Origin of the sequence: Streptomyces sp. NPDC021356, from assembly GCF_040641015.1 — a bacterium.
GTDB lineage: Bacteria > Actinomycetota > Actinomycetes > Streptomycetales > Streptomycetaceae > Streptomyces.
On the sequence record NZ_JBFACU010000023.1, the window covers coordinates 1 to 12,778 of the forward strand.

General features: G+C 73.3%; 12 protein-coding genes. 5 read left to right on the top strand and 7 right to left on the bottom strand.

All coding sequences use genetic code 11. The annotated features are described in order from the left end of the window. Nucleotides 1-90: 90 nt before the first annotated feature. Nucleotides 91-1,599, bottom strand: coding sequence for an acyl-CoA synthetase (locus AB0G56_RS27475; RefSeq protein WP_360973859.1), 1,509 nt, complete (start codon nucleotides 1,597-1,599; stop codon nucleotides 91-93). Between the two features lie 265 nt (nucleotides 1,600-1,864). On the opposite strand from AB0G56_RS27475, the gene AB0G56_RS27480 reads away from it, so the two are divergent. Next, nucleotides 1,865-3,673, top strand: coding sequence for a serine hydrolase (locus AB0G56_RS27480; RefSeq protein WP_360973862.1), 1,809 nt, complete (start codon nucleotides 1,865-1,867; stop codon nucleotides 3,671-3,673). A 152-nt stretch (nucleotides 3,674-3,825) separates the two neighbouring features. On the opposite strand, the gene AB0G56_RS27485 is transcribed toward AB0G56_RS27480, so the two are convergent. The 4 genes from AB0G56_RS27485 to AB0G56_RS27500 all read right to left on the bottom strand — a co-directional run bounded on the left by AB0G56_RS27485 (nucleotide 3,826) and on the right by AB0G56_RS27500 (nucleotide 7,241). Further along, on the bottom strand, nucleotides 3,826-4,017 hold the full coding sequence (locus AB0G56_RS27485) for a DUF2795 domain-containing protein (protein ID WP_360973864.1): 192 nt from the start codon (nucleotides 4,015-4,017) through the stop codon (nucleotides 3,826-3,828). 84 nt (nucleotides 4,018-4,101) lie between these two features. Then, nucleotides 4,102-5,667 carry an NAD(P)/FAD-dependent oxidoreductase gene (locus AB0G56_RS27490; RefSeq protein WP_360973867.1) on the bottom strand — a complete coding sequence of 522 codons (1,566 nt, stop codon included), beginning with the start codon at nucleotides 5,665-5,667 and terminating at the stop codon, nucleotides 4,102-4,104. A gap of 163 nt (nucleotides 5,668-5,830) precedes the next feature. Then, the gene (locus AB0G56_RS27495) at nucleotides 5,831-6,736 is read right to left on the bottom strand and encodes an oxygenase MpaB family protein (protein ID WP_360973870.1); all 906 of its coding nucleotides are present in this window, start codon (nucleotides 6,734-6,736) and stop codon (nucleotides 5,831-5,833) included. A gap of 112 nt (nucleotides 6,737-6,848) precedes the next feature. Beyond that, nucleotides 6,849-7,241, bottom strand: coding sequence for a ferredoxin (locus AB0G56_RS27500; RefSeq protein WP_360973873.1), 393 nt, complete (start codon nucleotides 7,239-7,241; stop codon nucleotides 6,849-6,851). Nucleotides 7,242-7,407: 166 nt separating this feature from the next. Here AB0G56_RS27500 and AB0G56_RS27505 point away from each other — a divergent pair, with 166 nt between their 5' ends. The 4 genes from AB0G56_RS27505 to AB0G56_RS27520 all read left to right on the top strand — a co-directional run bounded on the left by AB0G56_RS27505 (nucleotide 7,408) and on the right by AB0G56_RS27520 (nucleotide 10,447). After that, a complete protein-coding gene (locus AB0G56_RS27505; RefSeq protein ID WP_360973876.1) occupies nucleotides 7,408-7,812 on the top strand; it encodes a ChaB family protein in 405 nt (134 codons plus the stop codon). Between the two features lie 116 nt (nucleotides 7,813-7,928). Beyond that, the gene (locus AB0G56_RS27510; RefSeq protein ID WP_360973879.1) at nucleotides 7,929-8,297 is read left to right on the top strand and encodes a DUF6479 family protein; all 369 of its coding nucleotides are present in this window, start codon (nucleotides 7,929-7,931) and stop codon (nucleotides 8,295-8,297) included. A 125-nt stretch (nucleotides 8,298-8,422) separates the two neighbouring features. Then, nucleotides 8,423-8,776 (top strand): hypothetical protein, encoded by a 354-nt coding sequence (locus AB0G56_RS27515; protein WP_360973882.1) that lies wholly within the window; start codon nucleotides 8,423-8,425, stop codon nucleotides 8,774-8,776. A 51-nt stretch (nucleotides 8,777-8,827) separates the two neighbouring features. Next, the gene (locus tag AB0G56_RS27520) at nucleotides 8,828-10,447 is read left to right on the top strand and encodes a ubiquinol-cytochrome c reductase cytochrome b subunit (protein ID WP_360973885.1); all 1,620 of its coding nucleotides are present in this window, start codon (nucleotides 8,828-8,830) and stop codon (nucleotides 10,445-10,447) included. Here the strand turns inward: AB0G56_RS27520 and AB0G56_RS27525 are convergent. Next, nucleotides 10,405-10,881 (bottom strand): cytochrome c oxidase subunit 4, encoded by a 477-nt coding sequence (locus AB0G56_RS27525; RefSeq protein WP_360973887.1) that lies wholly within the window; start codon nucleotides 10,879-10,881, stop codon nucleotides 10,405-10,407. The two genes, AB0G56_RS27520 and AB0G56_RS27525, sit on opposite strands and share 43 nt — an antisense overlap. Nucleotides 10,882-10,908: 27 nt before the next feature. Next, nucleotides 10,909-12,462 carry a cytochrome c oxidase subunit I gene (gene ctaD, locus AB0G56_RS27530; protein WP_360974220.1) on the bottom strand — a complete coding sequence of 518 codons (1,554 nt, stop codon included), beginning with the start codon at nucleotides 12,460-12,462 and terminating at the stop codon, nucleotides 10,909-10,911. Between the last annotated feature and the right edge of the window lie 316 nt (nucleotides 12,463-12,778).

Sequence of the window (12,778 nt, forward strand, 5' to 3'; positions counted from 1 at the left end):
AACTGCAGACACTCCTCGCCACCTGGACCGGCACCTGCCCCACCTGCCACCGCGACATACCCACACCCCTACGAACCTGACCAAGCCCTACTAGGCGCGTGCGGCGTCGCCGAGCCGGTCCCGCAGTTCGCGTTTGAGGATCTTGCCGCTGGCGTTGCGCGGGAGTTCGTCGACGAGGATCACCCGCTTGGGTGCCTTGAAGTGCGCCAGCCGCTCGCGGACGTGGGCGATCAGCTCGGCCTCGGTGACCTCGCCGCGCGGGACGACGACGGCCGTGACGGCCTCGATCCACCGTTCGTCGGGCAGGCCGACCACCGCGGCCTCGGCGACGCCGGGGTGGGTGTACAGCGCGTCCTCGACCTGGCGCGAGGCGACCAGCACTCCCCCGGAGTTGATGACGTCCTTCACCCGGTCGACGACCGTGTAGTACCCGTCGGCGTCGCGCACCGCGAGGTCGCCGGAGTGGAACCAGCCGTCACGGAAGGCCTCGGCGCTCTCCTCGGGCCTGTCCCAGTAGCCCTCGCACAGTTGCGGGGAACGGTAGAGGATCTCACCGGGCGTCCCGTCGGGTACGTCCACGCCGTGCTCGTCGGCGAGGCGGGCGTCCACGAAGAGCACCGGCCGGCCACAGGAGTCCATCCGCCCCGCGTGCTCGCCGGGGCCCAGCACCATGGCCAGCGGACCGATCTCGCTCTGTCCGAAGCAGTTGTACAAGGCGAGGTGGGGCAGGCGTGCGCGCAGCCGTTCGAGGACGGGCACGGGCATGATCGAGGCGCCGTAGTAGGCCTTTCGCAGGCCGTCGAGGTCGCGGCCCGCGAAGTCGGGGCGGTTGGCCAGGGCGATCCAGACGGTGGGCGGCGCGAACAGGCTGTCGGCACGTCCGGCCTCGACGAGGTCGAGGACGCGGTCGCCGTCGGGCGCGTCGAGGAGGGTGTTCGTCGCACCGACGGCGAGGTAGGGCAGCAGGAAGACGTGCATCTGCGCCGAGTGGTAGAGCGGCAGTGCGTGCACCGGCCGGTCGTCCGGGCCGAGGTCGAGGGCGGTGACCGCGCTCAGGTAGGCGTGGACCAGCGCCCGGTGGGTCATCATCGCGCCCTTGGGCAGGGCGGTGGTGCCCGAGGTGTACAGCAGTTGCACCAGGTCCTCGTCGCGCGGCCCGGGACCGTCGTGGGGCGGTGCGCCGGGGAGCGCGGCGAGCAGCGAGTCCCCGGCGTCGCGCAGGGCCAGGGACCTCACGCCGCCCGGGAGCCGGTCCGCGAGGCCGGGGTCGGTCAGGACCAGGGCGCTGCCGGACTGGCCGAGGACGTAGGCGAGGTCGTCGCCGGTGAGGTTCTGGTTGACGGGCACGTGGACGAGGCCCGCGCGGGCGCACGCGAGGAAGGCGATCAGGTACGCGTCGGAGTTGTGGCCGTAGGCGCCGACGCGGTCGCCGGGGGCGAGGCCCTGCGCGAGCAGGACGCTCGCGGCGCGGGAGACGGCGTCGTCGAGTCCGGCGTACGTCCAGGATCGGTCGCGGTACTCGACGGCGACCCGGGCGGGGGTGCGCCGGGCGCTGCGCCGCAGGACTCCGTCCACCGTGCTCGCGTGTCCAGGCGTCATGACAGACGATCCTGGGTCCGCCGCCGAATGAGGTCAAGCATCTTGCGGGCACCGCCCCGGACGCCGGGCCGCCGCGACCGGTCGCCCCGGTCCTCCACCGGCCCGTACACGCGATCGCGCCGGGGCTCGCCGGCGTCGAGGGCAGGATGTGCATCACCCGCTTCGCGCACACCCCGTTGACAAGGGGCCGCCCTGACACGAAAGTTTCACCCCGCACGGCAAGTCCCGAAAGATACTTTCAGGCGGCGCGGCGGGAGGCCTCACGATGACCGACGGCACGGCAGAGACGGCAGACCGGGACGGGCGCGGGATCAGCCGCCGCCAACTGGGCCGCGTCTCCCTGCTTCTGGGCGGCGCGCTGGGCATCGCCGCCCTCCCCGCGGTGCCGGCCACGGCGGCCGAGCGGCCGGTGCGGCACCCCGCCGCCCCGACGACGCTGCGCCACGGCTCCCCGCACCGCGCCGGCCTGCTCCAGGAGCCCCTGCGCCGGCTGGTCACCGACGCCGAGGCCTTCCTCCGGCCCTCTCCCAAGCACCCTTGGTACGCGGGCGCCGTCCTGCTCGCCGGCCGCGGGGCCACCGTCGCCCTGCACGAGCCGATCGGCATGGCGGTGCGCTACGCGGACTACGACGAGAAGACCGACACGGGCGTGGAGCTCCCGCCGGACCGGCAGCTCCCGACGACCCGGGACACCGTCTTCGACCTGGCCTCCCTCTCCAAACTGTTCACCTCGATCCTGGCCGTGCAGCGGATCGAGCGCGGCACGCTGGAGCTGGAGGGGAAGGTCGCCTCGTACCTGCCGGACTTCGGGCGGGCGGGCAAGCAGGACATGACGATCCGTCAACTCCTGACGCACACCTCCGGGTTCCGGCCCGACCTGCCGCTGTACGACGCACCGACGTACGAGCAGAAGCTGGAGATGATCTGGAACGAGGCGCCGCTGAACCCGCCCGGCACCGTGTACCTGTACTCCGACCTGAACATGATCTCCCTCCAGCTGGTCCTGGAGAAGATCACGGGCAGCACGCTCGACGTGCTGCTGGCCGAGGAGATCACCGGCCCGCTCGGGCTGCGCAGCACCCGCTACAACCCGCCCGCCTCCTGGAAGCCGCGGATCGCCGCCACCGAGGTCGCCCGCAAGCCCTGGTCGGCCCTGGACCGGGGGCTGGTGTGGGGCGAGGTGCACGACGAGAACGCGTTCAGCCTGGGCGGGGTGGCGGGGCACGCGGGCGTGTTCTCCAGCGCCTGGGACCTGGCGGTGCTCGGCCGGACCCTGCTCGACGGCGGCTCCTACGGCCGAGCGCGCATCCTGCGGCCGGAGTCGGTGCAGTTGATGTTCACCGACTTCAACACGGCCTTCCCCGGCGACGAGCACGGCCTCGGCTTCGAGCTGTACCAGCACTGGTACATGGGCGCGATGGCCACCCCGAGCACCGCCGGCCACACCGGTTTCACCGGGACCTCACTGGTCCTGGACCCGACGACCGACTCGTTCCTGGTGGTCCTCGGCAACTCCGTGCACCCGGTGCGCACCTGGCGCTCCGGCTCGGCCCCCCGGGTCGCCGCGGGCGACAACCTGGCGCGGGCCGTCGCGGTCCGCCCCGACCGGGGCCGCACGGCATGGTTCTCGGGCATGGCGAGCGCCACCACCGCGACCCTCGCGCTGCCCGCGCTCGACACCCTCGCCGGCGGCGCGCGGCTGCGGTGCTCCCTGTGGTGGGACACCGAACCTCAGTCGGACGTCCTCGCCCTGGAGTCCTCCGCCGACGGGGGCGCCACCTGGCAGCCGGTGCCGTTCACGGCCACGCGCCGCGGCGAGCAGCCCCGGCCGCACCCGGCGGGCACCGCCACCGGCTTCTCCGGGCGCGCCTGGCACCGGGTGACGGCCGAACTCCCGGCGGCCCGGCAACTGGTGCTGCGCTGGCGGTACACGACGGACCGCCTCTACGTGGGGCGCGGCGCCTACGTCGACGCCCAGCGCGTCGAGACGCACCGGGGTGTCCTGTTCGACGGGGCCCGGCCGGCGGACGCGTCCCGCGTGACGGCCCGGGGGTGGACGGCCTCCGCGGACTGAGCGGGCCGACGGCCCCCGCGCATGCCGTGGGCCCGCCTCCCGAGGGGACGGCAGGCCCACGGCCGGTTCACGGGCGCACGCGGTCCACGGGCACACGCGGTTCACGAGCGGCCCGGTTCACGGCGTGCCCGTTCACGGGCGTACGGGCTGCGTCACTCGTTGAAGACGGCCTTCTGCACCTCGTTGGGGCCGTCGAAGTGGTCCTGCCTGAGGCCGTCGAGCCGACTGACGACCTTCTCGTTCGCCTTGTTCTTGCGGGCGCGGTCCACCAGGTGCTGCTTGTCCGTGGGATACTCCGCGCCGCTGAGGGCTTTCTGCAGGTCGATCGGGCTGAGGTCGGCCATGGGAGCCTCCGGTGGGGGGTCGGTGCTGTGCTTCCTTCGTCCTGTCGGAGTGCCCCCGCACGACCGCGGCATTCAGCCGTCCTGTCACCTCCTGCCCTCCAGCACTGCCATGGCCGCGTTGTGTCCCGGCACGCCGCTGACCCCGCCGCCGCGCACCGCGCCCGCGCCGCACAGCAGCACGTTGGCGTGAGCGGTCTCCACGCCCCAGCGGCCGGTGCCCTCCTGGGCGTAGGGCCAGCTCAGCGCCCGGTGGAAGATGTTGCCGCCGGGCAGGCCGAGGTCCCGTTCCAGATCCAGCGGGGTCTTCGCCTCGATGCACGGCCGGCCCTCGGCGTCCGTGGCCAGGCAGTCGGCCAGCGGTTCGGCGAGGTGGGCGTCGAGCTGCGCCAGCGTCGACTTCAGCAGCTCCTCCCGTACGGCGTCGTTGTCCTGCGCGAACAGCCGGGCCGGGGTGTGCAGACCGAACAGCGTGAGCGTCTGGCAGCCCCGTTCGACCAGTTCGGGGCCGAGGATCGTGGGATCGGTCAGGGAGTGGCAGTAGATCTCGGAGGGCGGTGCGGCGGGCAGGTGGCCGGCGGCGGCCTGGGCGTGGGCGGCGGCCAGTTCCCGGTAGCCCTCCGCGACGTGGAAGGTACCGGCGAACGCCTCGCGCGGGTCGACGGAGGTGTCACGGAGCCGGGGCAGCCTCCTGAGCAGCATGTTCACCTTCAGCTGGGCACCTTCCGCGGGCTCCGGCGGCTCCTGGCCGGTCAGTGCGGCCAGCGCCTGCGGGGAGGCGTTCACCAGGACGTGCCGGGCGCCGATGGTGCCCTCGCCGTCCGCCGTCCGGTAGGTGACCTCGGCACTGCGCCCGTCGGAGGCGACGCGGACGGCCTCGTGCCCGGTGGCGAGTCGCGCGCCCGCCGCGCGGGCCGTGTCCGCCAGCGCGTCGGTCAGGGCGCCCATGCCGCCGACCGGGACGTCCCAGGCCCCGGTGCCGCCGCCGATCACGTGGTACAGGAAGCAGCGGTTCTGCGGCAGGGCCGGGTCGTGGGCGTCGGCGAAGGTGCCGATGAGGGCGTCGGTGAGGACCACTCCGCGGACCAGGTCGTCGGCGAAGCGGGCCTCGACCGCGACACCGACGGGCTCCTCGAACAGGATCCGCCAGGCGTCCTCGTCGTCGACGCGGCGGCGCAGTTCCGCACGCTCGGGCAGCGGTTCGGTCAGGGTGGGGAAGATCCGCCGGGCCGCGCGGCCGGTCATGGCGTAGAAGCGCTGCCAGGCCTGCCACTCGCGATCGGACCCGGTGAGGCGGGCGAAGGCCTCCCGGGTGCGCTCCTCGCCGCCGCCCACGAGCAGCCCGGTGGGCCGGCCGGCGCGGACGGCGGGGGTGTAGGAGGAGACGGTGCGGGTGCGCACCCGGAAGTCGAGCCCGAGGTCCCGGACGATCTTCCGGGGCAGCAGGCTGACCAGGTAGGAGTAGCGGGACAGCCGGGCGTCCACCCCGGCGAACGGACGCGTGGAGACGGCCGCCCCGCCGGTGTGGTCCAGCCGCTCCAGCACCAGCACCGAACGGCCGGCGCGGGCCAGGTAGGCCGCGGCGACCAGCCCGTTGTGCCCGCCGCCGACGACCACCACGTCATAGCCGCCCTGTGCCTCGTGTGCGCTCATGGCTCTTGGTAGCACGCGGGGACCGGGGGCGGCCAGGGTCGCGTGGCCGGCGGACGGGGGAGCCGTAGCCCCTTCGCGCGGCAGGCCAGGGAGGCCGCCGGGGCCCCTTCGCGCGGTGCGCGCGGCGGGCGGGGCGCCGGGAGCCTCTTCGCGCGGTGCGCGGCTACCGGGCGGCCCGGTACGGCGCGGGACGCGCCGCCGGGCCGAGTCTCGCGACGGCGCGGAGGATGTGCTTGGGCGGGAGCTGCCAGCGCACCTGGGCGGGCACGCAGCGCAGCAGCGTGCCGGTGGCCCGCAGCCGACGGGTGACGGCAGCGGGGACGGGGGCGGGCCGGCCGTACAGTTCGTGCGCGTACGCCGGCAGGGAGGCGTAGGCCAGGTGCGCCACGTACCGCCACAACACCTCGCGCGCCGGGACGAGCAGGGCGTGCGCCGGCGGGCGGCGCAGGAAGTCGTCCACGGCGCGTGCGTCGGCGCCGACGGCGAGTTCGGGGCGTACGGAGGCGAAGTAGGCGGCCAGTTCCGTCCGGCTCGCGGGCACCGTGTGCGGGTCGAGGCCGACCAGGCGGGCGCTCTCCCGGTGCTCGGCGACGTAGCGGTCGGCCCGGGCGGTGGTGAGCGGGAACCCGGACCGCCACAGCACGTGCAGGTAGGAGTCGATCTCCGCACAGTGCACCCACAGCAGCAGGTCGGGGGCGTCGACGCCGTACCGGTCGCCCGTCCTCGGATCGGTGGCCGACAGCATGCGGTGGATCCTGCGCACCCGGGCCCCGGCCTGCTCGGCGGCGTCCGTCGTCCCGTACGTCGTGGTGCCGACGAAGTTCGCGGTGCGCATCAGCCGGCCCCAGGCGTCGCGGCGGAAGTCGGAGTTCTCCATCACGCCGCGCACCGCGCGCGGGTGCAGGGCCTGGAGGTACAGCGCCCGGATGCCGGCGACCCACATCATCGGATCGCTGTGCAGCTGCCAGGTCACCGAGTCCGGCCCGAAGAGCCCGGGGTCCGGCCCGAAGAGCCCCGGATCGCCGCCCTCGCGATCGCCGCCCGTCCCTACCGGCTCACCCGTGCCCATGGTCTCCACCTCAGGCAGGCTAACGCGCCCCCGGCGGCGCGTCGACGGCCCGCCCGGGGCGGGGTCGGCCGGGGCGGGTACGGCCGGGGCGGGTGGGCCCGGCCGGTCCGGTTCAGTCCAGGACCGCGGTGAACTCCCCGCAGGCCTTGGCACACGTCCGGCAGGCGTCGGCGGCCTGCTCCGCACCCGGGTGCCGGTCGAAGACGTGCGCCGTCTCCAGGCAGACGGTCACACACCAGGCCAACTGCGCGCGGATGCCCGCCTCGTCCTGGCTGTTCTGCTCCGACAGCACTCTGCAGGTGGCGTCGCAGACCTCCGCGCACATGATGCCCCTGCGTCGCAGCAGGTCCTGCTCCTCACCTCCGCCCACGTCCACCAGGCTCGCGCGCAGCGCACAGGCCCGCGCGCACTCCGTACACGCCTGCGCACACGCGAAACGGTCCTCCAGGAACTGGACGAGTTCCTGTTGCGAAGGCGTCGACGATGTCGTATGCGTCGTGGTCACCTCTCGCGAGTAGCCGGTGCCGCACCCGCCAAACCCGGTGCTCCCCCGGTCCTGAGCGGTTTTCCGTCACGCTTTCCGCGTCGGCGCCCCGCCTCGTTTTCCGCCGTCCCGCCGGGGCACCCGGGCGGCGGCCCGCAGAGCGACCGACCCACGGAGGTGGATCCCCGTGCCCGGACGACAGGAGCTGCCGTCGACGCTGGAGCGCTCCTCCCGGGACGCCCAGCGCACCTGGATCAAGGCCCACGACTCCGCCGTCGAGACGTACGGCGAGGGTGAACGGGCGCACCGGGTGGCGTACGGAGCGCTGAAGCACATGTACGAGAAGGTCGGCGACCACTGGGAGCGCAAGGAGGGCGGCCGCAAGGGCCCCTCCGACCCGCGGTCGGCCCGGCCCCGCGGTCAGGGCGGGCGCAGCGGCGAGGGGGTCGACGAGGGCGCGTCCAAGGAACACCTGTACGACCTGGCCAAGCGCCTCGGGGTCGAGGGGCGCTCGCGGATGTCGAAGGACGAACTGCTGGACGCGGTCCGCAAGGCGAACCGCTCCCGCACCCGCGAGGCCCGCTCCGGCTGATCGCAGTCCCCCCGGCTGCGGGCGTCCGCGCTCCGATCGCCCACGGTGGGCGCACCGGGCGGACCGACGGCGCAGCCGCCCGGGTTCGCCCCGGTGACCAGGGGTACCCGCGCTCCATGAGCAACGCATCGCTGGACATCGCCGCGGCCCACGGGGCCGCGATCGGCATCTGGCCGTTCGTCGCCGGACTCGTTCTGGTGGCGCTGCTGATCGGCGCGTTCTGGATGGGCGCGCGCATCCGCCGGCGGGAGCCCGCGCCGCCGCGCCCGGAGGAGCAGCCGCAGCTGCCGGAGAGCGGCCCGGTCGGCGAGGTGCTGGAGAGCCGGGAGCCGGACGAGGTGCCCCGGGACGGCGGGCGCCTGACGCCGCACCAGCTGCCCGGGCACGGCAACGCCCGGTCCCGGACCAGCCCGACGCAGACGCGCCCGCGCTGGAACGAGGGCGGCAGCGGCTCGTTCGGCAGCGGAGGCCCCGGCGGTCACTGATCCGCGACCGCTCGCCCCGCCGACCGCTCCGAGCGAGCGCCGTGCGCGCCGCCCGTGGGCGCGGGGTCCCGCACCACGCGGCCCCCGCGCCCACGGGCGCCCGTCGTCCCGAGGAAGTGAGTTCCATGGCCGAGGAACCCGGCCGCAGCACCCTGCCCCTGCCCGACTACGACCAGCTGCCCCTCGGTTCCCTGGAGAGCCGCGTGCGCTCCCTGACCGCCGAGGAGGTCGAGGAACTGATCGCCCACGAACGCACCCACGCCGACCGCGTGCCGGTCACGGAGGTGCTCACCGCGCGTCTGCGGCAACTCCAGTCGGGTGCCCGGCCCACCTCGGGGGACCCCACGGCCGCGCGCCCCGAGCAGCATGCGGGGCGCGCCGGCTCCCCGGTGACCCCGGCGACCTCCCCGCAGCCGGCCGGCCCGCCGCCGCACGGCACGCCGGACCAGCGGGGCAAGCCGAAGGGCGACCGCACGTAGAGGAAGCGTCACACCGGGTTTCCGCCGGCGGCGCACGGGCACACGTGCGCCGTGCTGATGCGGAGGAGGAGGGCCCGGGCCGCGGCCGGGCTCCGTGACGCGGCCGAGCGGACCACCGACCACCTCGACGGGCGGGCACCCGTCCACGAAGCGGGGGGCCTGCTGCGGAAGGCCTTCCCCGAACACTGGTCGTTCCTGCTGGGCGAGATCGCGCTCTACAGCTTCGTGGTGCTGCTGGTGACCGGCGTCTGGCTGACCCTGTTCTTCCGTCCGGACATGACCGAGGTCGTCTACCACGGCACGTACACGCCGCTGGACGGGATCCGCATGTCGGCCGCCTACCGGTCGACGCTGCACATCAGCTTCGACGTGCGCGGCGGCCTGCTGATCCGGCAGTTGCACCACTGGGCGGCGCTGGTCTTCGTCGCGGCGATCGGCGTGCACATGCTGCGCGTGTTCTTCACCGGCGCGTTCCGCCGCCCCCGTGAGCTCAACTGGGTGATCGGCGTGACCCTCTTCCTGCTGTCGCTCGCCGAGGGCTTCGCGGGCTACTCGCTCCCGGACGACCTGCTGTCCGGGACGGGCCTGAGGATCGCGCAAGGCGTCATGCTGTCGGTCCCGGTCGTGGGCACGTACATCGGCTTCTTCGTCTTCGGCGGCCAGTTCCCCGGGCACGAGCTGATCTCCCGGCTGTACTCGCTGCACATCCTGCTGATCCCCGGGCTGCTGCTCGCCCTCGTCACCGCCCATCTGATCCTGGTGTTCCACCTGAAGCACACCCAGTGGGCCGGCCGGGGCCGCGACGACGGCAACGTGGTGGGCAAGCCGCTGTTCCCGCGGTTCATGGCCGGCTCGGCCGGACTGTTCTTCACGGTGGCCGGCACCCTGACCCTGCTCGCCGGGGTGGCGCAGATCAACCCCGTCTGGGTGTACGGCCCTTACCGCCCCGACATGGTGTCGAGCGGGTCGCAGCCCGACTGGTACGTCGGGTTCCTGGAGGGCTCGCTGCGGCTGGTACCGCCGTGGGAGACCACCATCGCCGGGCACACCGTCATGTGGAACGTCCTCCTGCCCGCCGTCGTGCTGCCGCTCGTCCTGTTCGCGGCTGTGTACGCGTACCCGTTCTTCGAGGCGTGGATCACCGGTGACCGGCGAGAGCACCACCTGGCCGACCGGCCCCGCGACCGGCCCGTGCGGACCGGGCTCGGCGTCGCCGGCCTGTGCTTCTACGGCGTGCTGCTCGCGGCGGGCGGCAACGACGTCATCGCCCACACCTTCAGGATCTCCCTCAACACACTGACCTGGGTCTTCCGCGTCGCTCTCGTGCTGCTGCCGCCGCTGGCCCTCATGGTCACCAAACGGGTCTGCCTGGCCCTGCGGGAGGCCGAACTGGAGCGGCTGGCCGAGGGCGAGGAGACCGGCGAGGTACGGCAGACGGTCAGCGGCGGCTACACCGAGCGGCATGCGCCCCTGGACGAGGAGACCGGCTACGCGATCAGGGCGGCCCGGCGGGTGCCCAGGCCGCTCGTCTCACCGGAGGCCGACGGCGCGGACGTACCGCAGGTGCAGCGGCTGCGGGCCACTCTCAGCGCCTGGTACCACGGCGACGACGCGGCGGGGCCGGACGCTCAGGAGGGCGAGCCGGGACCGGAACGCGGGCTGGAGCGCTGACCGGCGGCCCGGACGACGACGTCCGGGCCGGTCGGCGCACTGTTCGGGTCGTCCCGGCCGGCGTGCTGGAAGACCAGGCCGAGGATCCCGCAGCCGAGCACACCGAAGCCCGTCAGGGCCAGCCAGAGCCCGAAGACGACACCCAGGGCCAGCAGTACGGCGCCGAGGGCGACCACGACGGGCCAGGGGCTGTGCGGGGAGAAGAAGTCCAGCGGCCCCGCCGTGTCGACGACCTCGGCGTCGGAGCGGTCCTGGGCGCGCGGGCCGCGCCTGCGGTGCTGCACCCGCAGGAAGCAGGCGACGAGCGCGGCCATCAGGCCGGTGACGGCCAGGGCGGCGGTGCCGGCGGGCTCCGCCGCCCACCAGCCGTAGCCGGCGGCGGACAGGGCGAAGAACACCGCCACGCCGGTGAAGAGCCGGGCCTCGGTTTTCACAGGTGCAGCCTCTCGTCGGTCGGTCCGTCAGTCGGCCTGCCGCCGCCGCGCCTTCCGCTCGGCCACGTCCGGGTGGTGCAGGTCGAACGCCGGGGACTCGGAGCGGATGCGGGGCAGCGCGGTGAAGTTGTGGCGCGGGGGCGGGCAGGAGGTCGCCCACTCCAGCGAACGGCCGTAGCCCCAGGGGTCGTCGGCCTGCGCCCTGCGCCCGTCCCTGGCCGACTTCCAGACGTTGTAGAGGAACGGCAGCGTGGACAGGCCCAGCAGGAAGGCACCGATGGAGCTGACGGTGTTGAGCAGGGTGAACCCGTCGGCGGCCAGGTAGTCGGCGTAGCGGCGGGGCATGCCCGCCTCACCGAGCCAGTGCTGGACGAGGAACGTGGTCTGGAAGCCGACGAAGAGTGTCCAGAAGTGGATCTTCCCGAGCCGTTCGTCGAGGAACCGGCCGGTGAACTTCGGCCACCAGAAGTAGAACCCGGCGAACATCGCGAACACGACGGTGCCGAAGAGCACGTAGTGCAGGTGGGCCACGATGAAGTAGCTGTCGGTGAGGTGCAGGTCGAGCGGCGGGGAGGCGATCAGCACGCCGCTCATCCCGCCGAGCAGGAACGTCACCATGAAGCCGAGCGACCACAGCATCGGCGTCTCGAAGGACAGCGACCCCTTGTGCATGGTGCCGATCCAGTTGAAGAACTTCACGCCGGTGGGCACCGCGATGAGGAACGACATCAGGGAGAAGAAGGGCAGCAACACCGCGCCCGTGGCGAACATGTGATGGGCCCACACCACCGCGGAGAGCATGGTGATGGCGATGGTGGCCCCCACCAGGGTGACGTAACCGAAGATCGGCTTGCGGCTGAAGACCGGGATGATCTCCGAGACGATGCCGAAGAACGGCAGGGCGACGATGTACACCTCGGGGTGCCCGAAGAACCAGAACAGGTGCTGCCACAGCAGCGCCCCGCCGGCGCCCGCCTCGAAGATCCGCGCGCCGAACTTGCGGTCCGCCTCCAGCGCGAGCAGGGCGGCGGTCAGGACGGGGAAGGCGGGCAGCACGAGGATCGAGGTGAACAGCGCGTTCCAGGTGAAGATCGGCATCCGGAACATGGTCATGCCGGGGGCGCGCAGACACAGGATCGTGGTGATGAAGTTGACCGCGCCGAGCGTCGTGGACACGCCGGTGACCACCAGTCCCATGACCCACAGGTCACCGCCCGCTCCGGGGCTGCGGATCGCGCTGTTGAGCGGCGCGTACGCGAACCAGCCGAAGCCGGCCGCTCCCCCGGGCACCAGGAAACCGGACACCACCATCAGCCCGCCGAACAGGTACAGCCAGTACGACAGCGCGTTGAGCCGGGGGAAGGCGACGTCGGGCGCGCCGATCTGCAACGGCATGACCGCGTTGGTGAACCCGGCGAACATCGGGGTCGCGAACAGCAGCATCATCACCGTGCCGTGGATGGTGAACAGCTGGTTGTACTGCGCCGCGTTCACCAACTGCAGCCCGGGGCGCGCGAGTTCGGCCCGCATCAGCAGGGCGAGCACCCCGCCGAAGAGGAAGAACGAGAACGCCGTAGCCATGTAGAGGTTGCCGATCACCTTGTGATCGGTCGTGGTGGCCCAGCGCAGCAGGGCACGTCCCAGTGCCGGGTTCGTCGCTCCCGCAGTCCCCCCGGTTCCCCCGGACCCCCCGCGCGGCCGTCCTGTCGTGCTCCTGCCCACCGCCATGCGCCGTGGGTACCCCGAGGAGCCGGATCCACGCCGCCCTCGCCGAAGCTCCCCCGCGGCCTGCCGAAGAGGGCCCAGGGCCCTCGTACGGGGCCGGTGGACCGGCCGGGCCCGCGCACGTGTGACGCGGTGCCCGGCTGGGCACCCGGCCCGCGCATCGGCACGACGC